Origin of the sequence: Desulfovibrio sp., from assembly GCF_014803725.1 — a bacterium.
Taxonomy (GTDB): Bacteria; Desulfobacterota; Desulfovibrionia; order Desulfovibrionales; family Desulfovibrionaceae; genus Desulfovibrio.
In genome coordinates this window covers 1-21,663 of the sequence record NZ_JAAVBE010000025.1, presented here as the reverse complement: position 1 = coordinate 21,663, position 21,663 = coordinate 1, and the positions used below count along the sequence as shown (strand labels likewise).

Genomic DNA, 21,663 nt, shown 5'->3' with positions numbered 1-21,663 from the left:
TATCCGCCGGATTAAGAAAATCTGCTTGACATTCTGTGCCCCTGGGCCTAGAGTCCAACCTCGCAAGCACTGGGTTGTCGTTCAATTGGCAGGACGGCGGATTCTGGCTCCGCTAATCAAGGTTCGAGTCCTTGCAACCCAGCCATCATGTCCCCATCGTCTAGTCGGCCCAGGACAACGGCCTTTCACGCCGTCAACAGGGGTTCAAATCCCCTTGGGGACGCCACCTAGAGATTAACGCTGAAAACCTTCATTCTGAAGGGATTCGGCGTTTTTTTATTTCTCAGGCTAGCCCAACCCTCCGCCCCAAGCCGTGCGGCTTTAACGCTTCACGGTTTGGGGCATTTTTTTATTCCGTCCCTTCCCGATCCTCCCGGCTGTTAAGCCAGTTTTTCAATTTCTCCACCTCTTCCGCGCAACATACCCAACCGAAGGCGAAACGCGGCACTGGCGCTTTTGTCGTCCAGTGCCTGCGTCGTCGTGGTGTCGGTTTCCACGGCCTGATGAGCCAGCCGCTCAAATGCTCAAAGCGCGTTTTTCAAGGAGCGTATTTGAGAAAATAGCATAGGCCGGAAAAAAAGCCCTCACAGTTACCGCTATGAGGGCTATCTGCGGAAGGTAGTCCGCAAATATGTTGCGGATTGACCTTAGCCCCAAGGGCATAGCGGCGTCAAGCTCCGCGGACTCTTTTTTACGCTTTTTTCCGTGCCTGTTCGAGGTAGCGAACATGGACACCTTCACGCCAAAAGGGCACATTCGCGGCCCTATCATGCCCATTCAAATTCTGAATTCGTGCAAATTGAGTCCAGGGGCAAAGATACTTTATAATGCTCTGATTCATTTCGCCGGGGAAAAGGATTATTGCAAAGTCTCACATCCGACACTCGCAAATTTTATCTGCTGTAGCGTTTCTTCCATCAAGAATTATTTGAATGAGCTTAAAATTGTTGGCCTTATCCATGCGGAAAAGTGTGGCTTTAGTTCAAGCAGATACTATTTTTTAAGACCTTCCTGGGCATCTGATTCCATTCAGGGGGCGGATAGCCACGGGCAAGGAGAATCTGCCCCGAATGAGCCAAATTCTGGCCACGGTTACAAGCCAAATTCTGGCCAAAGTAGCAAGGCAAATTCTGGCTACAATTTTAATTGTAAGAATTTAAAACCTATAAACCCCCCTTACCCCCCTAAGCCCTTGGGCAAAAGTGACCATGCAGGGGACGTGAAGAAACGTGGTGGGGGTGGGAATTATTTTTTCGTGAATCAGGAATTTGAAAAATTTTGGGCCGCCTATCCGCGCAAAGAAGCGAAGGAGCTGGCGCGATCTGTCTGGTTCAAGCTCCACCGGCAAGGGAATATCCCGGTTCTCTCCAGCCTGATAAGCGTTCTGGAAAAATTCAAGGTGTGCGGCCAATGGCTCAAGGAGCACGGGCGTTATATTCCCCAGTGCGTGAACTGGCTCAAAGGCCGTAGGTGGCTCGATGAAAACCTCGATGCCGCTGTTCAGGTCACTCCAGAAGAAAAAATCTCACAGGAACGCCGCCTAAGGCTCTGTAGCCGCCTACAGGCAGATGAAGAAGAACGCTCGGCTCATCAAAGAGCAGAGTCGGCAAGGCTGCGCCCTGTTTTCGATGCCTTCCTGTCGTGTTTCTCGGAGTGCGGAAATTCTGGCCCGGCGTGGGGCCTTTGGCATTTACTCCATGTTCAAGGCAAAGCACCACGGGCTCAGGATGTGCCAAGCAATCCCGGAATGGGCGTTCTTGATTTTCTCCGTAACTGGCAAAGAGAGGTGGCGTTAGCATGAGAAAATGGAAATGGGGTGCTGCTCGCATTCAATTTATCAAAGTGCAAGAGGAAACGGAAAAGTTAATCCTCGCAGGGTATCCGAAATCGGATATATATCGCACTTTCAAAGAAAGAGGAGATATAACCATGAGCTATTGCAGATTTTGCGAATTTATAGACCAGAGATTTGAGCAGAAATACACCAAAAAACGGTCAACAAAGAAAAAATATGTTCCTGTTTCCGAAAGGGAAAATCAGGATTTGGAAAAAAAAGCGAAAGAGTCCACGCCAAGGACTGAAGAACCAAAGCGGTCAGAGGAACAGCAAAAAGCTGCAAAGCCTTTTGGCAAGAGAGAAAAAGGACAGCCATATAACACAAATATCTAAGGGACTGTCATGGCAAAGAATAAACTTGGTAACTTGAATGACCATTTATTCGCAGAGCTGGAACGATTGAGTGATGAAAGTTTAACTGGAGAAAATTTAGATACAGAAATAAAGCGTGCTATGGCTGTTACTACAGTAGCAAGGGAAATAATATCTTGCGGAAATTTAGTATTAAAAGCCAGAATAGCTGCGGATAATACTCTTTCTGGTTCAAAGATAATGCCAGGTTTGCTTGATGAGTAGAATAAGATATACACCAGAAATGGTTGGATTTATTATACAACATTTTGAAGGGCGCCGAATATCTGAGCTAACAGAATTATTCAATAACTATTTTAATGTGAACTGCACTGAAGAAAAGATAAAATATATATGCCAAAAATATAGAATATTAAAAAATACAAAATTTACAAAAGAAATGGATTCATTTATAGCTAACAACTATAAAAACTATACGCCTAAAAGGCTTTTACAAGAATTTAATAAAAAGTTCTCATGCGATATATCATTTAGTAAAATTCGATACAAGATAAAGATACTTAGTGGAGATTATATAAATAAAGATGGAAAATTTATATCTAAGGCGAGATACCTATTTATAAAATATTTTGGCGATACTATACCACTGAGCGATAACGATGTAGTAATTTTTAAGGATGGTGATAATACAAATTGTTCTAAAGATAATCTTATGAAAATAGATAAACATGATTTGTCCTATCTTGCAGGATTAGGATTATATAATATCAATGAAGAAACTACAGAAGCAGGACTAAAGATAGTTCAAATAATGAGAAAATTAGAAGAATTAAAACGCCATAAAAAATCCAACTAAAATTCTGGCCATTTGGCTATTCTCGGTTTTTCAAAAAATCGTGTTACTGCAAAAATAATCACTTCTTTGAATCTCAGCTGGTTATCATGTGGGCCAACCTGGTGATCTCAGCTGGGGGCATTGCTCATTCGTGCTACGGGCTGCGGCTTGGGTGGAGCATGATGCCTCACCGGCTCATCACCTCCTGCGCGGATTCTCTTTGCTGGCGTCCATGTAGTCTTACTTGGCCGAGTGGGTGGACAGCGCCTTGCCCAGAGAATAAAATTCCGGCGATTTCGACTTCTGCCTAAAGGGGAATCCGTGATGGAAACTGGCGCTGCCCGTAAAGAGCCGAATTTGAAGCGGTACACAGACGAAGAAAAAATGGATACGATTTTGCGTGCGGTTGCTTTACTGGAGGAAGGTAAGAAAGCTGAAGCTGATGCGCTCATTGGCGAGGTTCCATTGGACTGGAAGGCTTGTAAAATCCTCAAAAAAACAATGGGAATTGATGGGATGATTGCCCATAATATCAATCTCTCCGAAGCCGTTGACCATTTTGGGTTGGAATGGCTGGAACGCTAGCAATATCCACGGTCTAAGCACAGTTGACGCACAAAAGAGGGACACCATGCAAGAAGTAGAAAAGATTCGCAGAGAGCCGAATTTGAAGCGTTGTACAGAGGAAGAAATTGATGAATTACTTTTGCGTGTTGGGAAACTTTTTGACGAGGGGCGTATAGATGAAGCTGATGAAGTAATTAAAGAAATTCCTCTTCACTGGAAATCAGCTCAGTTAATAAAAGAAATGGTTGGTATTGAAACCTTGATTAATTCTGGGACAAACCTTTCAGCGGCGATAGACCATTATGGGAAACAATGGCTTGAACGCTAGCAATATTCACGGTCTAAGCACATTTGACGCACAAAAGAGGGATACCATGCCAGAAGAAGAAAAGGGTCGCAGAGAGCCGAATTTGAAGCGGTACACGCATGAAGAAAAAATGAATATTTTTAGGCGTGCTTTTGCATTGCTGGAGGAAGGAAAAGAAGAAGAAGCAACAGAAGTTCTTCATGAAGCGCCCTTAGATTGGCGGTCGGCAAAAATATTAAAAGAAATGATTGGGATTGAGTCCATGATTGCCCAGAATTGCAATCTCTCCGAAGCCGTTGACCATTATGGAATGGAATGGCTTGAACGCTAGATATTTTGAATCTTAGTTTTTATTAGTTCGCGCGTTTCCTCCAAATTTTTGAGCATCCGGGCTATCTGCTCTTTGCAGCAAATAGCCTGGGCTTGCTTTAACAGTCCCTCCATCCGGCCAAGGTCTCCGTTTACCTTCATGAGTTCCAGGCGGGCTTTCCTGTCCTCCATGCTGGGTATCTGACGCCCCAGAGCTGCCCGCCGTGCGAACTCGGAAAACGATAGCCCGGCCCTTTCGGCTGACTCCTTGATGGCCTCCTTTTCCGATTCGGTTACGCGGAGCCACATCTCTCGGCTTCTCCTCTGGTCTGGAGGCAGGCTAGGTCTACCCATGTCAGTTCTCCTTAGCTGATAGGACTGCATATTATGGACTGACCTAGATGTCCACTTTTTAGCGTTGAGCCGTAGGCGAATAAGCAAGCCCCCCCGGCGTTTGAGGGGCAGGACTGAGTAAACCGCCAATGGTTTACCTGTCCTGCCTTTTGCTTTAAATAGTATCTCACAGATTTTTTATCGCGTATATGGTAAAATTTGTGAGTTTATGGAAAAATATGAGAATTGTTGTAAAATGATGCTACTTTCTGATTATATTTTGGAACTATTCGGAAAGTTTCGGAAGATTTCGGAAAGTTTAGGGAATCGTCACTCCAAAAAGAATGCTTCTGGCCGCTCCACTTGAAGGGAATGCCCCAATGGGTAATTGAGGGTGTATTGGCCCGTCTAAGCGATTTTTAACGCCAAGATGACCAGTGAATCATCTGGCGCGGATTGGTGGAGCTGGTGGCGGGCTCAGGAGGCTGTGGGCCTTAGCCAACGCTACTAAGCGCGGCGCTCAACGGCTAAAAAGCTCAGAATGTGAACCAAGCCGGGCAATTTTCAGGATGTCCGGCTCCTCTGTCTTGTAAATCAGCAATAAATCCGGCTTTAAATGACACTCCCGATACCCCTTCCAGTCGCCTATCAGCGCGTGATCCCGACAGGTGTCCGGCAAGGGTTCATCGTTGGCCAGCAGCAAGACCACGCTCTCAAAAAGGCTCCGCACGTCCTGGGCGTAGCGCGGGTTCGCCTTGGCGCGTTTGTAATCCCGCTTGAAGGCCGTGGAAAGCTCAATGCTCCGCATCAAGAGCCGCCATCATATCAGCTACGGAATTGAATTTATGCCCCTTTCCGGCTTCAAGTTCAGCGATTGCTCCACGGGTCGTTGCATTGGGCGCCTTTACCTCGAAGGGGAGCCGGCGTTCATCCGCTACGCGCACCAGCAGTAGCCGGATGGCGTCAGAAATTGAAATTCCCATTTCTGCCAATGCGTTGGCGGCTCTTTCTTTCGTGGCCGTATCAATACGCGCACGAACAACCGAATTATTTGCCTGTGCTGTACTCATTTTCCACCTCGCCGCTAAATGTAGCTACAATGAGGCCACAGGTCAAATGCCCTCTCAGCTCGCCGCCATTGGAAAGGATTACCCCATGCGAAAGTCCGATAAAGGCAGCGAAGAAACGGCCTGGACTTCCTGTTCCGGGGCTAGATGGGCATAGCGCATGGTCATTTTTATGGTCTTATGGCCTAATAATTTTCCGACCATCGCAAGAGGAGTTCCCCCCTGTATCAGCCATGAGGCGAATGTATGGCGGATAGTGTGAAAACAAACCATTTCCCTACGGTCGGTTATACCGGCATTGAATCCGCATTTCTTCACTGCATTGCTGAATATTCGATATGTACTCTGCGGAAGCCTTCCATTTTCCTGAAAAAGCGGAAGTCCTTCTTTTTTCTTACTCTTATATTTTTTAATGATTTTTGATGCTGTCTTGTTAAGATAGACAATGCGCGTTGTCCTATTTTTGGAATCGTATATTTTTAGATATTTATTCTTTGAGTCAATATCGAAGGAACGTAAATTATATATTTCTCCTGCGCGTAATCCTGTTTGGAGTGTGAATAGAGTGATGTCAAACCAAAGGTCGGATTCTTTTTTCAACTCAGCCAGGAGTCTTTTTGCCTCCTCTGCCGATAGAAAGCGCATACGGCGATTATCAAACCTTGGCATCCTGAATTTTGGTACAGGCCCTTCATATAATTCCCATTCTTGGGCTCTTCTCAAAACCCGGCGCACCAGTGACAGGCAATGATAAACAGATTGCGGGCTCAATTTTTTGGCTTCAAGCGTTTTTTGGAGTTGCAAGATTTGCATGTTTCTGATTGAATGGAGCGGTGTTTCGGCCAACACTGGGGCAATATGGAGTTGCCATCGGCCAAGCTCTGACTTAATTTCCCTCTGTGAATGGGAAGCAAGCACAAGCTGGCAATAAAGGTCGAATGCTTCCGCTAAAACCATCAAAAATCCCCCTCGTGAGGAGGGTGGAAAAAACGGAAATAAAATCAGGATATTAGAGTGACTAACGGCCTTTCACGCCGTCAACAGGGGTTCAAATCCCCTTGGGGACGCCAAATTTAGGTATAAATATGGATGCCAAGGTGTAAAAGGCCTTGGCATTCTTTATTTTTTCTCTCCAGTTGTGTTTCCCGAAGTGTACCTAAGTCCAGTTGCATCCACACTTTTTGTGGGTATATTTGTGGGCATCGCTGTGCTATGCTGATTTGCGATACCCACACAGTCAACTTGCTAAAATAGCAATGTTTTTGTCCATGTGGGTATCATATCGTCCATTAACGTGGAGGTAGCCAAGATGCCCTTGACCGATACCCACATCCGCAGCCTGAAACCGGAAGCGAAGCCAAGGAAGTATTTTGATGGAGGCGGGCTCTTCCTCTATGTGCCCCCGACCGGCAGCAAGCTCTGGCGGCTGGCCTACCGATTCGAGGGCAAGTCAAAGCTGCTCAGTTTTGGCGATTATCCGGCTGTTTCCCTGAAAGACGCGCGAGGGCGGCGCGATGAGGCTAAAGGGTTGCTCGCCAAGGGAATCGACCCATCGGCACAGAAAAAAGCCGCCAAGCAGGAACAGGTCACGGCTGAACGCGACAGTTTTGAAAATATCGCCTTGGACTGGCATCGGACACGCCTTGCCGGATTTTCGGAAAAACATCAGGGAACAGCCCTGTATCGCTTAAATACCTACATTCTACCCATCATCGGGAAAAAACACATTGCCAGCCTTGAAGCGCCGGAGATTCTCGCGCTCGTCAAGAGCATCGAAGGCAAAGGAAATCACGAAACCGCGCGTAGGGTGCTTCAAATTATTGGCCAGGTATTTCGCTTCGCCATCGCCATGGGCAAAATCAAGCACAATATCGCGGCGGATCTGCATGGCGCATTGAGGCCTCGCAAGGTTGTTCACCGCGCCGCTGTCCTGGGAAAAGAAAAAGTGGCCCATCTCCTCATGGCCATAGACGAGTATGCTGGCTATTACCCGCTTGTTTGCGCCCTGAAACTGGCTCCAATGCTTTTTGTGCGTCCGACCGAATTGCGCTGCGCCACCTGGCAGGAGTTCGATCTGGACGCAGCCGAATGGCGCATCCCTGCCGAGCGTATGAAGATGCGGCGCACTCATATCGTTCCCTTGTCCCGCCAGGCTCTCACCATCTTGAAAGAATTGAAAAAGTTTTCGGGGGAAGGCCAATACCTCTTTCCATCCACGCGGACGGAAACACGGCCCATCTCGGATGCGACCATGCTCAACGCCCTCCGGCGCATGGGCTATCAGAAGCATGAAATGAGCGTTCACGGCTTTCGCTCTATTGCTTCAACCCTGCTCAATGAACTCTGCTATAACCGCGACTGGATTGAACGTCAGCTTGCGCATGGAGACAGTAATGGCGTCCGCGCTGCCTATAACTATGCCGAGTATCTTCCAGAGCGGAAAAGGATGATGCAGGAATGGAGCGATTTTTTGGATAGCCTGCGGGATAAATCTTGGGGCAAATAATACTATTCATAAACAGTATAAGCTCGCAACAGGGTATTCCGTTCTGTCGGGGATGCCCTGTTTTTTTGTGAATTGCAGACTCCATTTCTCAAAACCTAGTGGGGAGGAGGGCAGCGGCCAACTGGCCGTCAAGGAGATTAATTTTAGAAAATTATTCCCATATGTTATACCAACTACTAAATCCGTTTACATCTGAATGTCTTTTGTCTTTATTCTTAACTATGAGTAATAATAGAATAATTTTATATTTGGCAGAGCTTTGGTTACAAAATGTCAAAAAACAAATTTTTTTCGATAAATAAATCTCTATTCGGGCCCATTTCTTTGGCATGTAATCTACTAGTTTTATTATATATACGCAGGTCGCAATAGAATATATTTTTCAACTTAAAAATTTTTTCCAAAAAAATTAAGACCGTGTGGCCGTCAACCCGGCCTAAATTTACATAAGTATTTATGGTCACTTGAGTCTCCTGAACTGCATCTGGGTACATCTCGGGACATCTTGGTTACAAGTTGAAATATATGGATAAATTACACAAATACGGACTATAACCCTCCGTAAACCATTTTTGAACGGAGGAAGGGTTATGGCAACGCAAATACCCGCCACAGGTTTTCTCAGGCTCCATCAGATTCTGGAATTCTTTCCCATCAGTAAGAGCGCGTGGTGGAAAGGCTGCGCGACCGGGCGCTATCCCAAGCCGCTCAAGCTCGGCCCGCGCACTACCGTCTGGCGCGCCGAAGACATCAGGGCATTCATTGAGAACGCCGGACAGTCGGAGGTGCACCATGAATGACCTGATGCAAACTTTCCGAGAAGTTCTTGTTCAGCATGGGTTAGTCCCGGAGGAAATCCTTGCGGACGGTGAGCTACACCGCTGCCCCACAGAAAACAGGCCACACAAGCGAAACGGCGCGTACATCGCGCATCTGGATACTCCGGCCACGCTCGGGTGGTGCAACTGGGAAACCGGTGACCAGGGCACGTTCTGCGCCGAAGAAAAACCCACGCTTTCTCCGGCAGAGCTTTCTGCGTGGCAGCAACGCCAGCAATCCCTACGTCGTCAGCGCGAAGAAGAATGCGCCAAACGCCACGCGGAAGCTGCACATCGGGCCAAGCAGGAATGGGAAGCAGCGCGTGCCTGTGATAGCGGCCACCCGTACCTGCTTCGCAAGGGTATCACGCAACTCCCAGGCATCCGGCAATCCCAGAATGGCGCACTGCTTATCCCGGTTTTGGATGCTGCAAGCCGACTGCAAAGCCTGCAACGCATCTATCCAGATGGCACAAAGCGCTTCCTCGTAGGCGGCAAAGTACAGGGCGGACGGTTTACCATCCCTGGTTCGCAGGGAAAACCCATCGCCATTTGCGAAGGCTTGGCCACAGGCGCGAGCATCCATATGGCCACCGGCTGGGCGGTGGATGTGGCATTTTCCGCGCATAACCTTTCGACAATCGCCAGGCTGGTAAAAGAGCGATTCCCCGACCGAGCAATTCTCATTTGCGGGGATGCTGATGAAGCCGGACGCAAGAAGGGCGAGGAGGCCGCGAGAGCCACAAACCTCACGCTTGTGATACCTACCTTCACTACAGGCTCTGGCACAGATTTCAATGATCTTCACCAGAGCGAAGGGATTGAAGCCGTCCGCTCCCAACTGGAAGCGGCCCTCATCAAGCGCCAAGGTCTGGTGGCTCTCGACATGAGCGAGTTCCTGTCCATGAAGATACCCGACCGAGGGTATCTTCTATCGCCCATCCTGCCGGTTCAAGGGATAGGCATCCTGTATGCTCCGCGAGGCGTCGGCAAAACCTTTGCGGCGCTGAGCGTGGCCGTGGCGGTCGCCTCCGGTGGGGCGGTATTCAACTGGCGTGCGCCTCTCCCGAAGAAAACGCTCTATGTGGATGGGGAAATGCCGGCCACATCCATGCAGAGCCGTTTGTCATCCCTCGTGGGCGGCATGGCCATTCCGCCGCAGGCACTAAAGAACCTTTCGCTCATCACGCCTGACTTGCAGCCCTGCGCCATGCCCGATTTGTCCACTCCCAACGGCCAATCCATGATCGAACCGCTGCTGAAAGGCGTGGACATGATTGTCCTGGACAATATCGCCACGCTCTGCCGCACGGGAAAGGAAAATGAATCGCAATCCTGGCAGGCCATGCAGGCATGGCTTCTGGATCTCAGGCGGCGGGGGATAACGGTTCTCCTTGTTCACCACGCGGGCAAGTCCGGCGACCAGCGCGGCACAAGCGCCAAGGAGGACATTATGGATACGGTCATCAGCCTCCGCAGGCCCAAGGAGTATGCGATGGCTGAGGGCGCGAGATTTGAGGTTCATCTCACCAAGGCGAGAGGCATTCTCGGAGATGACGCCAAGCCGTTTGAGGCTAACCTGATTACCGAGGGAAGCGCCCTGCACTGGCAAGTCCGGGAAATCGAGGACGTGGAGCTGGATGAGCTGAAAAGACTCCTGGAATACGGCTACAGCATCCGGGACTGTGCCGAGGAAATGGGCAAGTCAAAGGGAGCGATTCAGCGCCTGAAAAAGCGCCTAGAAGCCTGTGCAAAAAAGGCCGGTTGATGGTGTACCGCTGTACCGCTGCTTAAGCGCCGGTACAGCGGTACACCTGTATCTTATAGCAGAAGGAAATCCACGTATGTCCTTGCTCGTCCTGCACATGAACAAGTTCAAAAAGGACGCTATTCGCGGCATCCAGTCGCATAATCGGCGCGAACGTGAGAGCCACTCAAACCCGGATATCGACTATGCCCGGAGCGCCCAGAATTACGATCTCCATGAAGCCACTTCGGAAAATTACGCCCAGGCTATCCAGAACCGCATCGACGACCTGCTCATGGTCAAGGCCGTGCGGAAGGATGCGGTGCATATGTGCGGCCTTGTCGTCAGCTCTGACAGGGAGTTTTTTGATAAGCTCAACGCCGCCGAAACCAAACGCTTTTTCGAGGAGGCAGCCGCGTATCTCACGGAGTTTGTCGGCAAGGAAAATGTCATCTCGGCAATGGTTCACATGGATGAGAAAACCCCGCACATGCACTTCCTCCATGTGCCCATCACGAAGGATGGCCGCTTGTGCGCCAAGGACATTTACACCAAGGCCGCGCTCAAGAAGTTGCAGGATGAACTGCCCATACGTCTGCAAAAATGTGGCTTCCTCATTGAGCGTGGCGTGGAGCAGCAAAAGGGCTCGGCCAAGAAGCATCTGGATACCAGGGAGTTTAAACAGCAGCAGGAAATGCTGGCATCCATGCGGCGGGATGCCGCGCGACTGGAGGCGATTCTTTTTGGCCTTCAGGAAGAGGTGAACCGCGCCCAGAACGAGCGGCGCGCACTCTTTGAGGAGAATGAAATCTGGAGGAAGCGTATCACGGATGCAGAGGAATCCTTGAAAAATGGCCCGCAATTACCAGCGGCTAATTTCTTCAATTACAAAGATGTCCTCGCCCATGCCCAGGAAAAACTGGCGGCCTATCAGCAGGCCCTTGCCGACAAGGAGGAAGTGGCCAGGCAACGGGACATACGGGCCCGGCAGGCGCAGACTCTGTTGCAGGAGCGCGACAAGGCGCTGGAAGCCGTGCGGGTGGCGAAATCCATGATTGCGGCTCTGGAAGCGGAAAACAAAAAACTCCAGACGCACATGGCGCAAGCCAAGGAAAAGGCTGCCTCAGAAATGAAGGACATGCAGGATTTTATCCTGGTCTCCGGCAACCACCTTCGCTTTCAGGGGTTTCAGCTTCAGCGCATGGAGGAAAAGGCATTGGAGGCCCGTGCGCGTGCCGAGCAGGAACGGCAAGTCCGGCAAGTGGCCGAAAGACAAAAGCAGTCCCGTGGCATGAGGATGCGCTGAGGCAGCTATGAGGAATCTTGGCGCAGCAACAAGATATAGCCCACTATACTTCACTGGCGTGAAGCCGTGGGCAAGCGTGCCGCTTGAGCGCTTAAAACCAAAGGCGGAAATCGCGGCATACGCCGCTCAACCAAGGAGAAGAAAAAATGGCAATCACCGCAGAACAAGTCAAAAGCATCCGACAAGAACTGGACAAACTCCGCCCTGCCTTCACCCTATCCGAGAACAGGGAACTCACCGTCAAGCAGACGATTTTCGCACTGGCCCGAAGCCTGGAACGCATGAAGAAGCGTGGATTCGATCTATCAGAGATCTCTGCCAAGCTGGCTGAGAAAGGCATAGAAGTCAGCCCGCCGACACTCTCCAGGTATCTTGCGGAAGCCAGACGCCTGAAGGACTCCAGAAAAACNCAAAAGCGNNCCCCTNCGGCGGCAGCCCCAACGCACGAGTAATGCGGGCAGCCAGTCCGNGGTGAATCAAAAAGGCCGGGAAATTTCCGGCCTTTTTCCTGCCAACTTTGCNCATGGTCAAAACCGNGAAGCTGGCCATCGACCAAATAACCGNCCGCGCCGAAGTCACATTGGTGAAACCGTGAGTTGTACCACAACTCAACCAAGTGAATCGCATGATTTTGCATTTTGGCCGGGCAAAGTATAGAATCCAAGGGCATATTTTCTCGGACAGCCTCAAGATTTGTCGGGGCANGGTTCCCGGACTGCTGAAGCGTGTTCGGCAANTAGGCCGGGGAGATAGCTTACGGACTAGTGATATTCGCTCTCNGGAGACAGAGCATGGCGTCCAACTTTTCGTTTCTCCACGAAAAATTCCCNGANNTGGCGGAACTCGGNANNTTGGCCGANCGCTATCTGNGTTCNGACCCNCAATCCTGCATCATGAAGGCCGGGTTGCTCTGCGAGGGCATGATACGGGTCATGTTCGCNCTGGACGANATCACTGAGCCGATGCAATGCGATGCTGTGGAACGGATTAACATCCTCCANCGCCGTGAGGTGCTTCCCNCNGATGTCGCGGCTGCCTTCCACCTGATACGCAAGGCTCGGAACAAGGCGGCGCATGAGGGGCTTAAGCTGCCNGAAGNGAAGACNCTGGCTCTTTTGCAAATCGCGCATAGCCTGTGCGGATGGTTTTTCCAGACCTATGCCGACGAATCCTTCCANCGGCAAGCATTTGTCGCCCCAGAGGAATCGGAACNCTCCGCACCCCCTGCGACACCTTNAAAAGAGGCCACACCACAGGAAAANGCCTTGGCGGATCAGGCTGTTTCACGGGCTGCGCAGGAATCNGCNNTGCCCCNGGACNTNCGCCGCAAACGCGCCTACNTTGCCGCGGGCAAGCGCCACATCTCTGANGCNGAAACCCGCTACCTCATAGACGANCAACTCCGTAAAGTGGGTTGGGAGGCGGATTCCGAAACCNTGCGCCATTCTCTCGGCACCCGGCCGCAAGCNGGGCGNAANNTNGCCATNGCCGAATGGCCCACNGATTCCTCAGTGGGCAACAGGGGNTTTGCCGACTATNCCCTTTTCGTGGGCACNCGGCTCGTCGGNATCATAGAGGCCAAGGCCGCCCACAAGGACATCCCNGCCGTCCTNGANAACCAGTGTAAGGAATACGCGCGCCATATCCGCAAAGAACACCATTCCCACTGNATAGGCGAATGGCGCGGCTTCCGTGTGCCCTTTCTTTTCGCCGCCAANGGNAGACCGTATCTCAGGCAATATGAGGAAAAATCCGGCATCTGGTTTCAGGATGTGCGGAACGCTGCCAACGCGCCCCAGGCNCTCCACGGCTGGATGAGCCCCGNCGGGCTGGAAGAANTGCTCGGCCGCGATATTGACGGAGCCACCCAACGGCTTGAGAGCATGTCCACCGACTTNCTCACCGATAAAAATGGCCTCAATTTGCGCGACTACCAGCTCCGCGCCATCGATGCGGCAGAGCAGGCCATAAAAGACGGCCAGCAGAAAGTCCTTNTGGCCATGGCAACGGGTACGGGAAAAACGCGCACGGTTCTGGGCATGATGTACCGCTTTTTAAAAAGCGGNCGNTTCCGGCGCATNCTTTTTCTNGTGGATCGCAACGCCTTGGGNACCCAGGCTCTTGANGTNTTNCAGGACGTGAANCTTGAGGANTTGCAGTCCCTGAATGATATTTACAGCATCAGNGGACTCGCGGACAAAGAAATCGAGCGCGAGACTCGCGTCCATGTGGCCACNGTNCAGGGCATGGTCAAGCGCATCCTCTATAATGANGGCGACGCNNCNATGCCNTCGGTCACGGATTATGACCTNGTTATTGTNGANGAAGCGCACCGGGGNTANATCCTTGACCGCGAAATGGGCGATGACGAGCANTTGTACCGCGANCAGCGCGACTACCAAAGCAAGTACCGCGAAGTCATNGACTATTTNCAGGCGGTNAAGATCGCCCTTACNGCCACGCCCGCGCTTCAGACCACGGAGATTTTCGGGAAGCCNGTNTTCCGCTACTCCTACCGCGAGGCGGTCCTCGACGGCTATTTGGTGGATCAGGACCCGCCGCACCAGCTCAGCACCATCCTCAGCGAGCAGGGNATCCACTACAAACCCGGNGATACCGTCGCCATTTANGACCCNCTGACCGGCGAGGTCGTCAACAGCGAACTNCTGGACGATGAACTCGATTTTGATGTGGATGACTTCAACAAAACNGTGGTCAACGANAATTTCAACCGCGAAATTTTGCGAGAAATAGCCAAAGACATTGACCCGGAGGATGCTTCCTCTGGCAAAACGCTCATTTATGCGGTCAACGATCAGCATGCGGATATGATTGTCCGCATCCTCAAGGAGATTTATGCCGAGGAGCTGGTGGACACGGATGCCATCATGAAAATCACCGGCAGCATCGGCAATCGCAAGAACATTGATGCGGCCATCCGCCGCTTCAAGAATGAAAGTTTCCCCAGCATCGCCGTGACGGTGGATTTGCTCACNACCGGCATCGACGTGCCGGANATCACCCGNCTTGTCTTTATGCGCCGTGTCAAGTCCCGCATCCTGTACGACCAGATGATCGGGCGCGCCACGCGTCTCTGCCCNGACATCAAAAAAGACCATTTCGAAGTTTATGATGCCGTGAACCTTTACTCCGTCCTTGAGCCGTTCACCAACATGCTCCCCGTGGTGCGCGACCCGGGCGTCACCTTCGCCCAGCTTCTGGACGGCCTTGAGCAGTTGGATGAACNGCCCAAGGTGCTGAATCAAATCAACCAGATTCTTGCCAAGCTGCAACGGCGCAAGCGCACCTTGACNGANGAACTCCNGCAGCACTTCGCCGACATGACCGGGGGCACTCCCGATGACTTNGTGGAGCGNGTGCAGGATCTGCCCGCGCAGGAGGCGAAGGCGCTCCTGCTTTCCAAGCGCGACCTGTTTTCCCTCATCCANGGGGAGGCAATCAGTCGCCCGCACCCGGTCGTTCTTTCCGACACGCCGGACGAACTCACCAGCCATACGCGAGGCTACGGCAAGGACAATCTCCGCCCCGACGACTACCTGGAATCCTTTGCCCGTTTCATCCGGGAACAGCGCGACGCCATTGCCGCCCTGAACATCATCTGCACACGCCCGGCCGACCTCAGCCGCGCGAGCCTCAAGAGCCTGCGCCTGGCCCTGGGGCGCGAAGGCTTTACCACCCGCCAGCTCAATTCCGCCCTTTCGCAGATGAGCAACAAGGATATTACCGCCGACATCATTGGCCTTATCCGCCGTTACGGCATCAATGCCGAACTGCTTGACCATGAGGAGCGCATCCGCCGCGCCGTCGCCCGCTTAAAACAGGCGCACAGCTTTACCAAGGCCGAGGAAAAATGGATCGACCGCATGGAAAAATATCTGCTTAACGAATCCGTGCTTTCGGTGAAAACCTTTGACGAAAGTGTCATCTTTCGGGATAAGGGCGGTTTCGCCGCGCTGAACCGGCTTTTCCGCAATCAGTTGGAAAGTATCGTGACCGAATTGAACGACTATCTGTATGACGATGGGGGCCTTGCCGCATGACCACGCAGGAAATTGTCGCCAAGCTCTGGAGCCTCTGCAATGTCCTGCGGGATGACGGCATCACCTATCATCAGTATGTGACCGAGCTGACCTATATTCTGTTTCTGAAAATGGCCAAGGAAACAGGCACGGATGCCGCTATCCCCGAAAGCTGCCGCTGGGATGCCCTGGCCGGAAAAAGCGGCATCGAGCTGAAGCACGTTTACAAGCAGGTTCTGGAGGAACTGGGCAAGAGCGGAACCGGGCGCGTGCGGGAAATCTATCAGGGCGCGGTGTCCAACATCGAGGAGCCCAAGAACCTCGAAAAAATCATTTCCAGCATCAATGCCCTGGACTGGTATTCCGCGCAGGAAGAAGGCCTAGGCAATCTGTACGAAGGTCTGCTGGAAAAGAACGCCAATGAGAAGAAATCCGGCGCTGGCCAGTATTTCACGCCTCGCGTGCTTATCGACGTCATGGTGCGCCTCATGAAGCCCCAGGCGGGTGAACTCTGCAACGACCCGGCCTGCGGCACTTTCGGCTTCATGATTGCCGCCGACAGATATGTGAAAGACCAGAACGACGACTATTTTGACCTGGACGAAGACCAGGCGGCCTTCCAGAAGCAGAAAGCCTTCACCGGCTGCGAGCTGGTGCATGATACGCACCGCCTGGCCCTGATGAACGCCATGTTGCATGGCATTGAAGGCGACATCCTGCTGGCCGACGCTCTTTCCAGCGCCGGCAAGGAACTCAAGGGCTATGACCTCGTACTTACCAATCCGCCCTTTGGCACCAAGAAGGGCGGCGAACGCGCCACGCGGGACGACTTTGCCTTCACTACCAGTAACAAGCAGTTGAACTTCCTCCAGCATATCTACCGCAGCCTCAAACGCGGCGGTCGTGCGGCAGTGGTGCTTCCCGATAACGTGCTCTTTGCCGATGGCGACGGCGCGCGCATCCGCGCCGATCTCATGGACAAGTGCGACCTGCACACAGTTTTGCGCCTGCCCACGGGCATTTTCTACGCTCAGGGCGTCAAGACCAATGTGCTGTTTTTTACGCGCGGCCAAACTGACAAGGGTAACACCAAGGAGGTATGGTTCTACGACCTGCGCACCAACATGCCCTCGTTCGGCAAGACCACCCCGCTCAAGCAGGAGCATTTCAAGGGCTTTGAAACCGCCTTTGAAGCCGAGGATCGCCGGGCCGTACAGGACGAGCGGTGGAGCATCTTCACCCGCGAGGAAATACAGGCCAAGGCCGACAGCCTCGACCTCGGCCTCATCCGTGACGATTCCCTCATGGAGTATGACGACCTCCCCGACCCCATAGAAAGCGGCGAGGAGTGCATCGCCCGGCTTGAAGAAGCCGTGAACCTCATGAAAAGCGTGGTGCGGGAATTGGAAAGCCTTACCCGCCGGGAGGCTGACTGATGGGCCGCACGCGCAAGAATGCCGTCAAGAAGCAAGATGCCCTGCTTGACCCGCAGGAAGTGCCCGAGATTCCAGTGGAGGAACAGCCGTACCAGCTTCCAAAGGGGTGGAAGTGGGTGAGGTTGCTTTCGTCGTTTTCCAATCATACCGATAGTAAGAAAAAGCTACCCCAGAAAGAATACATTTCGACTGGAACGTATCCAGTGATAGATCAAGGTAAAGAGGTTATAGGTGGATATACCGAAAATAAAGATTTGTTATACTCTGGCCCCCTGCCAGTGGTTATATTTGGTGACCATACTCGATGCTTAAAATTTATTGATTTTCCATTTGTACAAGGAGCTGATGGTGTAAAAGTTCTCTATGCAAAAAAAACAATAATACATAAATTTTTATATTATGCGCTAAGAAATATTGAAATGCCTCATCTTGGTTATAGAAGGCATTTTCCTCTTTTTAAAAATTTTATGATTCCCGTACCCCCTCTGAATATTCAGGAGAATATAATTGTACGTATCGAATCCCTCTTTGCCAAGCTGGACGAAGCCAAGGAACAAGCCGAGGCCGTGCTTGACGGCTTTGAAACCCGCAAGGTTGCCATCCTGCACAAGGCGTTTTCGGGGGAACTAACAAAGATATGGAGGTCTGAGCACGGGCATAAAAGGGAGGAGTGGCAAAACCTCACTCTTAACGACGTAGCCAAATGGGGTTCAGGCGGTACGCCCTCAAGGAAGCAGCCCGAATACTACGCAGGTAACATCGCTTGGGTCAAGACTGGCGAACTCAATAACGACTACTTATATGAAACGGAAGAACACATTACAAAGGATGCAATAAAAAATTCTAGCGCAAAAATATTTCCAAAGGAAACCGTCATTATTGCGATGTACGGTGCAACTATTGGGCAATGTGCCATCCTTGGGATTGACGCTGCGACGAATCAAGCCTGTGCCTGTGGCATCGTAAGGCAAAATACATATAATAAATTTTTATTTAATTATCTGATATCAGAAAAAAATAACTTTATTAGTCTTGGAAAAGGTGGAGCACAACCCAACATTTCTCAAACAATTATTAAGGAATACCCCATTTCTCTCCCCTCGCTCCCAGAACAGCGAGAAATCGTCCGAATCCTCGATGTACTCCTCGCCAAGGAACAACGAATCGAAGAGGCTGCAGAATACGTGCTTGAGCAAATTGAACTGATGAAAAAGTCCATCTTGGCAAGGGCATTTCGGGGAGGCTTGACAACGGTTTGCCACTACGCGTAATAGCTTATCAAATAACTGAAAATCGCAGTTGAGAGCGGATGAGCATATGCCACAGAATAAACCTTATTATATAGCAAATTTTTAGGATTGTCACAAATATTTTTCAAGTTAAAACTTGGGGATTATGTTCCATTTGAAGAATTACTAGAATATTTTCTTAGTTACTTTTAAAGAAATAGCAAGATCGAGAGACTATTGTTCGCAGGCACAATTTCGAGTGAGGAACTATCATGGCAAAAAATATTCTCACTTTAAATAATAAAGATGCAAAAACGTTTTTTATTAAAACAGATAGCTATTTTTCAGGAGAACTGCCTAAGTATTTTCATTTTACGAAAATGCTAAATAATATATATAAGTTATATGAAATCTATAAAGATGACATTAAAATTGATAAGGCAAAAGATAAGGATGATGTTGATTTTAATATTTATACCAATAAGGATGGGAATTACGCTTGGAGAAAATTACAAATAATTCATCCAGTTCTATATATCGATTTAATCGCTTGTATTACTGATCAAAGAAACTGGGAGACTATAAAAAACAGATTTAATAAATTGCATAATTTTAGCAAGGGGAATATTTTATGCACTAGTATGCCTGTTGTTGAAAGGAATACAAGTAAAAAAAATAGTGCTAAACAAATTTTAGAATGGTGGGAGACTACAGAACAAGGCGCCTTAGGATATGCACAGAATTTTCCAATTCTTGTCACATCGGATATTTCAGATTGCTATCCTTCAATTTATACGCATAGTATTTCTTGGGCGATGCATGGAAAGAAATATGCAAAAGACAATAGGATGGATACAAACTTACTTGGTAATAAGATCGATAAAAAAATTCAAAATATGCAACATGGACAGACAAATGGGATTCCCCAAGGTTCCATGGTAATGAATTTGATAGCTGAATTGATTCTTGCATATGCAGATTGCCTTCTTTATCTTTGCCTCAAAAAAAATAAACAATTAAAGGCACCGTACAAAATATTAAGATATAGAGATGATTATAAAATATTTGTTCATTCACAATTCGATGGAGAATTGATTATTAAAGAATTATCAAAGGTTTTGTTAACGCTTAATTTAAAATTAAATACTTCAAAAACTAATTTTTATGATAATATTATCATGGGGGTAATCAAGAAAGATAAAATTTATGCCATTGAAAATGAGCTTTCATATAAAAATGGTGATATTTATAAAAAGCTTATAAATATATCAAATTTCCAACAATTATTTCAAAATAGTAGGCAAATGGCAAAGTATCTTGTGCAAATAAATAATGAATTACGGGAAAATATTAACCAAGGAAAATACCCGCTCATCAAAAAAGAATATACAATTAATGCAATAATCGGTATTTGTATCACACTTGCGTTAAAAAATCCCGTTATATCAATTAACTGCTTACAAATTATTAGTACCATCCTTGAATATCTTCCTGTGACTAGAGCAAAAGCAATCATCGGAAATATAAAAAATAGGTTCGCGTCCGTACCTCATAGTGAACTGGTAGCCTTATTTATACAGCGTATTAGTATCCCCTATAAATACAAAGAAGATTTTTCTGGAAAGATTTTTGACTTTGTATATAACTGCAAACGCAATCGGCAAAATATTGATATAGACCTATGGAATAATGAGTGGCTTTCCGATAGCCCGAGGGCCTTCAGGGATAAGATTAGAAAAGAGAAATTTATTCATAAAAAAATAATTAATAATATGAATAAATCCATATCTGATGATGAAATAGATATCTTTTCAGCACCGTATAAAAAAATATAATTTTTTTATAAGCTACAAGGAGCGATCCACAAGTGCATGCTGCAGTTCATCAATAGAACAGCCCTGAAAGGCGATGATCCCATTAATGTTCAATACCACGCCATGAAAATTTAGTATCTGGGTCGTACTCAAAACGTCGTTGATAGCCCTTATAGACAAGTATATTCATGCCCACCTTGCCAAAGTTCATAGGCAGCCTTACGCTTTCCGGGCGGCTGTCAACCAAGATGGGATCGTATGGGCATTATTTTCAACCCATTTTACCCAAATAAATTTAATAGTATTGACGGGCTCTACAATCTCACATCACATTAGCGCAGCGGTAAAAATACTTACCTCAGCCCCAATATGACCTTCATGGACTCCACCAGCAGCGTCAGGTCTGCATCGGAAAGCTCGCCAATCTTCTTTCCGAACCGTTTTTTATCCGCCGCACAAAGCTGGTCGCAGACTGCCACGGAGGTTATTCCCGCAGAAGGCAGTGGGATGACTATGGGAGGCCGGGGCGTTGCCGACGTGGAGAGTGGCACCACCACGACCGTGCCTCTCGCCCTGTTCAGGGCGTTGACAGTGAGGATGACAGCCGGGCGGCATTTCTGGATCTCCCTGCCCTGAGACGGGTCAAAATTGACCCACCAGACTTCACCGCGCCGCATCCTTGCCCTCCGTATAGTCCGTGCCGCGAATGCCATCAGCTATCAGGCCCTCACGCCACTCCCGCATTTCGGCATTCAAGGCTGAATCCTGCTCTACAGCGAGCGCCACCTGATAGAGCGGATCGTCATCTTCGGGGAGGGCCTCCTCCATCAGTTTTGCCACAAAGGCGCTCCGCTGCCTGGGGGGCACAGCCTGCCTGAATCGGGCGGCCAACGCATCGGGGATATGAAAAAGCATCTGCATAGTCTTCCTCCAGTTTCAATATCAATATTGATAGCAAGGGGAGTTGTCAAGCTCACACGCCAGGCTCGGAAACATGGCATGGTCTGAAAGTTTCCGGCCACCGAAGCCATCGGCCAACGCACGAATTATTATGCAGACTTGAAAAACCAGGCTTGGCTGGGTGACCCCTCCCCCAAAAACAGGTCCATTGAAAAGTTAGTGTTCCTGGCATAGGAGCACTGCATGAAACGGAGTCGATTCAGCGAAGAGCAGATCATCGGGATTTTGCGCCAGGCCGAGG

22 protein-coding genes, 3 tRNA genes and 1 other RNA gene are annotated in these 21,663 nt (G+C 49.4%); 20 read left to right on the top strand and 6 right to left on the bottom strand.

What is annotated here, in order from left to right; translation table 11 throughout:
• Nucleotides 1-70: 70 nt before the first annotated feature.
• The 10 genes from HDR50_RS09255 to HDR50_RS09210 all read left to right on the top strand — a co-directional run bounded on the left by HDR50_RS09255 (nucleotide 71) and on the right by HDR50_RS09210 (nucleotide 4,188).
• A tRNA-Gln gene (locus HDR50_RS09255) sits at nucleotides 71-145 on the top strand.
• Between the two features lie 4 nt (nucleotides 146-149).
• Nucleotides 150-226: transfer RNA gene (locus HDR50_RS09250), tRNA-Glu, on the top strand.
• Between the two features lie 206 nt (nucleotides 227-432).
• Nucleotides 433-518, top strand: an RNA gene (locus tag HDR50_RS09245) — hammerhead ribozyme type II.
• Between the two features lie 209 nt (nucleotides 519-727).
• Nucleotides 728-1,801, top strand: coding sequence for a helix-turn-helix domain-containing protein (locus tag HDR50_RS09240; RefSeq protein WP_291357839.1), 1,074 nt, complete (start codon nucleotides 728-730; stop codon nucleotides 1,799-1,801).
• Nucleotides 1,798-2,169 (top strand): TraK family protein, encoded by a 372-nt coding sequence (locus tag HDR50_RS09235; protein ID WP_291357838.1) that lies wholly within the window; start codon nucleotides 1,798-1,800, stop codon nucleotides 2,167-2,169. The genes HDR50_RS09240 and HDR50_RS09235 overlap by 4 nt, the downstream gene beginning before the upstream one ends.
• A 9-nt stretch (nucleotides 2,170-2,178) precedes the next feature.
• Nucleotides 2,179-2,412, top strand: coding sequence for a hypothetical protein (locus HDR50_RS09230; protein ID WP_291357837.1), 234 nt, complete (start codon nucleotides 2,179-2,181; stop codon nucleotides 2,410-2,412).
• Nucleotides 2,405-3,004 carry a hypothetical protein gene (locus HDR50_RS09225; RefSeq protein ID WP_291357836.1) on the top strand — a complete coding sequence of 200 codons (600 nt, stop codon included), beginning with the start codon at nucleotides 2,405-2,407 and terminating at the stop codon, nucleotides 3,002-3,004. Before HDR50_RS09230 ends, HDR50_RS09225 begins: the two co-directional genes overlap by 8 nt.
• A gap of 300 nt (nucleotides 3,005-3,304) precedes the next feature.
• Nucleotides 3,305-3,568: a hypothetical protein gene (locus HDR50_RS09220; protein WP_291357835.1), complete on the top strand. Its 264-nt coding sequence runs from the start codon at nucleotides 3,305-3,307 to the stop codon at nucleotides 3,566-3,568.
• A gap of 46 nt (nucleotides 3,569-3,614) precedes the next feature.
• The gene (locus tag HDR50_RS09215; protein WP_291357834.1) at nucleotides 3,615-3,878 is read left to right on the top strand and encodes a hypothetical protein; all 264 of its coding nucleotides are present in this window, start codon (nucleotides 3,615-3,617) and stop codon (nucleotides 3,876-3,878) included.
• 46 nt (nucleotides 3,879-3,924) lie between these two features.
• On the top strand, nucleotides 3,925-4,188 hold the full coding sequence (locus HDR50_RS09210) for a hypothetical protein (protein WP_291357833.1): 264 nt from the start codon (nucleotides 3,925-3,927) through the stop codon (nucleotides 4,186-4,188).
• On the opposite strand, the gene HDR50_RS09205 is transcribed toward HDR50_RS09210, so the two are convergent.
• The 4 genes from HDR50_RS09205 to HDR50_RS09190 all read right to left on the bottom strand — a co-directional run bounded on the left by HDR50_RS09205 (nucleotide 4,185) and on the right by HDR50_RS09190 (nucleotide 6,523).
• Nucleotides 4,185-4,520 carry a conjugal transfer protein TraJ gene (locus HDR50_RS09205; RefSeq protein ID WP_291357832.1) on the bottom strand — a complete coding sequence of 112 codons (336 nt, stop codon included), beginning with the start codon at nucleotides 4,518-4,520 and terminating at the stop codon, nucleotides 4,185-4,187. The genes HDR50_RS09210 and HDR50_RS09205 overlap by 4 nt on opposite strands.
• Before the next feature lie 499 nt (nucleotides 4,521-5,019).
• Complete coding sequence (locus HDR50_RS09200) at nucleotides 5,020-5,307, bottom strand: type II toxin-antitoxin system YafQ family toxin (protein WP_291357831.1); 288 nt, start codon at nucleotides 5,305-5,307, stop codon at nucleotides 5,020-5,022.
• Complete coding sequence (locus tag HDR50_RS09195) at nucleotides 5,294-5,569, bottom strand: type II toxin-antitoxin system RelB/DinJ family antitoxin (protein ID WP_291357830.1); 276 nt, start codon at nucleotides 5,567-5,569, stop codon at nucleotides 5,294-5,296. The genes HDR50_RS09200 and HDR50_RS09195 overlap by 14 nt, the downstream gene beginning before the upstream one ends.
• Before the next feature lie 78 nt (nucleotides 5,570-5,647).
• Entirely contained in the window at nucleotides 5,648-6,523 is an 876-nt protein-coding gene (locus tag HDR50_RS09190) for a site-specific integrase (protein ID WP_291357829.1), read from the bottom strand.
• A gap of 38 nt (nucleotides 6,524-6,561) precedes the next feature.
• Between HDR50_RS09190 and HDR50_RS09185 the strand changes: the two genes are divergently transcribed.
• From HDR50_RS09185 to HDR50_RS09140, 10 genes are all read left to right on the top strand, one after another.
• Nucleotides 6,562-6,636: transfer RNA gene (locus tag HDR50_RS09185), tRNA-Glu, on the top strand.
• Nucleotides 6,637-6,875: 239 nt separating this feature from the next.
• Nucleotides 6,876-8,072, top strand: a complete 1,197-nt coding sequence (locus HDR50_RS09180) for an integrase arm-type DNA-binding domain-containing protein (protein ID WP_291357828.1) — start codon at nucleotides 6,876-6,878, stop codon at nucleotides 8,070-8,072.
• Nucleotides 8,073-8,662: 590 nt separating this feature from the next.
• Entirely contained in the window at nucleotides 8,663-8,872 is a 210-nt protein-coding gene (locus HDR50_RS09175; RefSeq protein WP_291357827.1) for an AlpA family phage regulatory protein, read from the top strand.
• Entirely contained in the window at nucleotides 8,865-10,658 is a 1,794-nt protein-coding gene (locus HDR50_RS09170; RefSeq protein WP_291357826.1) for an AAA family ATPase, read from the top strand. The genes HDR50_RS09175 and HDR50_RS09170 overlap by 8 nt, the downstream gene beginning before the upstream one ends.
• A 76-nt stretch (nucleotides 10,659-10,734) precedes the next feature.
• Nucleotides 10,735-11,943, top strand: coding sequence for a MobV family relaxase (gene mobV, locus HDR50_RS09165; protein WP_291357825.1), 1,209 nt, complete (start codon nucleotides 10,735-10,737; stop codon nucleotides 11,941-11,943).
• A 146-nt stretch (nucleotides 11,944-12,089) separates the two neighbouring features.
• Nucleotides 12,090-12,395, top strand: coding sequence for a protein MobC (locus tag HDR50_RS09160; RefSeq protein ID WP_291357824.1), 306 nt, complete (start codon nucleotides 12,090-12,092; stop codon nucleotides 12,393-12,395).
• A 339-nt stretch (nucleotides 12,396-12,734) separates the two neighbouring features.
• Nucleotides 12,735-16,004 carry a type I restriction-modification system endonuclease gene (gene hsdR, locus HDR50_RS09155; RefSeq protein ID WP_291357823.1) on the top strand — a complete coding sequence of 1,090 codons (3,270 nt, stop codon included), beginning with the start codon at nucleotides 12,735-12,737 and terminating at the stop codon, nucleotides 16,002-16,004.
• Nucleotides 16,001-17,419, top strand: coding sequence for an N-6 DNA methylase (locus HDR50_RS09150; protein WP_291357822.1), 1,419 nt, complete (start codon nucleotides 16,001-16,003; stop codon nucleotides 17,417-17,419). The genes hsdR and HDR50_RS09150 overlap by 4 nt, the downstream gene beginning before the upstream one ends.
• Complete coding sequence (locus HDR50_RS09145; RefSeq protein WP_291357821.1) at nucleotides 17,419-18,690, top strand: restriction endonuclease subunit S; 1,272 nt, start codon at nucleotides 17,419-17,421, stop codon at nucleotides 18,688-18,690. The genes HDR50_RS09150 and HDR50_RS09145 overlap by 1 nt, the downstream gene beginning before the upstream one ends.
• A 230-nt stretch (nucleotides 18,691-18,920) precedes the next feature.
• Nucleotides 18,921-20,483 (top strand): RNA-directed DNA polymerase, encoded by a 1,563-nt coding sequence (locus HDR50_RS09140; RefSeq protein WP_291357820.1) that lies wholly within the window; start codon nucleotides 18,921-18,923, stop codon nucleotides 20,481-20,483.
• A gap of 332 nt (nucleotides 20,484-20,815) precedes the next feature.
• Here HDR50_RS09140 and HDR50_RS09135 read toward each other — a convergent pair whose 3' ends face one another.
• Nucleotides 20,816-21,139, bottom strand: a complete 324-nt coding sequence (locus tag HDR50_RS09135; protein WP_291357819.1) for a type II toxin-antitoxin system PemK/MazF family toxin — start codon at nucleotides 21,137-21,139, stop codon at nucleotides 20,816-20,818.
• Nucleotides 21,126-21,383 (bottom strand): hypothetical protein, encoded by a 258-nt coding sequence (locus HDR50_RS09130; RefSeq protein WP_291357818.1) that lies wholly within the window; start codon nucleotides 21,381-21,383, stop codon nucleotides 21,126-21,128. Before HDR50_RS09130 ends, HDR50_RS09135 begins: the two co-directional genes overlap by 14 nt.
• Nucleotides 21,384-21,663 lie beyond the last annotated feature (280 nt).

Excerpts from the sequence above, each read along its gene's own strand:
- HDR50_RS09150 (WP_291357822.1), top strand. The coding sequence starts at position 16,001 with ATGACCACGCAGGAAATTGTCGCCAAGCTCTGGAGCCTCTGCAATGTC.
- HDR50_RS09240 (WP_291357839.1), top strand. The coding sequence starts at position 728 with ATGGACACCTTCACGCCAAAAGGGCACATTCGCGGCCCTATCATGCCC.
- HDR50_RS09170 (WP_291357826.1), top strand. The coding sequence starts at position 8,865 with ATGAATGACCTGATGCAAACTTTCCGAGAAGTTCTTGTTCAGCATGGG.
- HDR50_RS09175 (WP_291357827.1), top strand. The coding sequence starts at position 8,663 with ATGGCAACGCAAATACCCGCCACAGGTTTTCTCAGGCTCCATCAGATT.
- HDR50_RS09135 (WP_291357819.1), bottom strand. The coding sequence starts at position 21,139 with ATGCGGCGCGGTGAAGTCTGGTGGGTCAATTTTGACCCGTCTCAGGGC.
- HDR50_RS09200 (WP_291357831.1), bottom strand. The coding sequence starts at position 5,307 with ATGCGGAGCATTGAGCTTTCCACGGCCTTCAAGCGGGATTACAAACGC.
- HDR50_RS09195 (WP_291357830.1), bottom strand. The coding sequence starts at position 5,569 with ATGAGTACAGCACAGGCAAATAATTCGGTTGTTCGTGCGCGTATTGAT.
- HDR50_RS09230 (WP_291357837.1), top strand. The coding sequence starts at position 2,179 with ATGGCAAAGAATAAACTTGGTAACTTGAATGACCATTTATTCGCAGAG.
- HDR50_RS09215 (WP_291357834.1), top strand. The coding sequence starts at position 3,615 with ATGCAAGAAGTAGAAAAGATTCGCAGAGAGCCGAATTTGAAGCGTTGT.
- HDR50_RS09145 (WP_291357821.1), top strand. The coding sequence starts at position 17,419 with ATGGGCCGCACGCGCAAGAATGCCGTCAAGAAGCAAGATGCCCTGCTT.
- HDR50_RS09180 (WP_291357828.1), top strand. The coding sequence starts at position 6,876 with ATGCCCTTGACCGATACCCACATCCGCAGCCTGAAACCGGAAGCGAAG.
- mobV (WP_291357825.1), top strand. The coding sequence starts at position 10,735 with ATGTCCTTGCTCGTCCTGCACATGAACAAGTTCAAAAAGGACGCTATT.
- HDR50_RS09130 (WP_291357818.1), bottom strand. The coding sequence starts at position 21,383 with ATGCAGATGCTTTTTCATATCCCCGATGCGTTGGCCGCCCGATTCAGG.
- HDR50_RS09235 (WP_291357838.1), top strand. The coding sequence starts at position 1,798 with ATGAGAAAATGGAAATGGGGTGCTGCTCGCATTCAATTTATCAAAGTG.
- HDR50_RS09205 (WP_291357832.1), bottom strand. The coding sequence starts at position 4,520 with ATGGGTAGACCTAGCCTGCCTCCAGACCAGAGGAGAAGCCGAGAGATG.
- HDR50_RS09210 (WP_291357833.1), top strand. The coding sequence starts at position 3,925 with ATGCCAGAAGAAGAAAAGGGTCGCAGAGAGCCGAATTTGAAGCGGTAC.
- HDR50_RS09140 (WP_291357820.1), top strand. The coding sequence starts at position 18,921 with ATGGCAAAAAATATTCTCACTTTAAATAATAAAGATGCAAAAACGTTT.
- HDR50_RS09225 (WP_291357836.1), top strand. The coding sequence starts at position 2,405 with ATGAGTAGAATAAGATATACACCAGAAATGGTTGGATTTATTATACAA.
- HDR50_RS09190 (WP_291357829.1), bottom strand. The coding sequence starts at position 6,523 with ATGGTTTTAGCGGAAGCATTCGACCTTTATTGCCAGCTTGTGCTTGCT.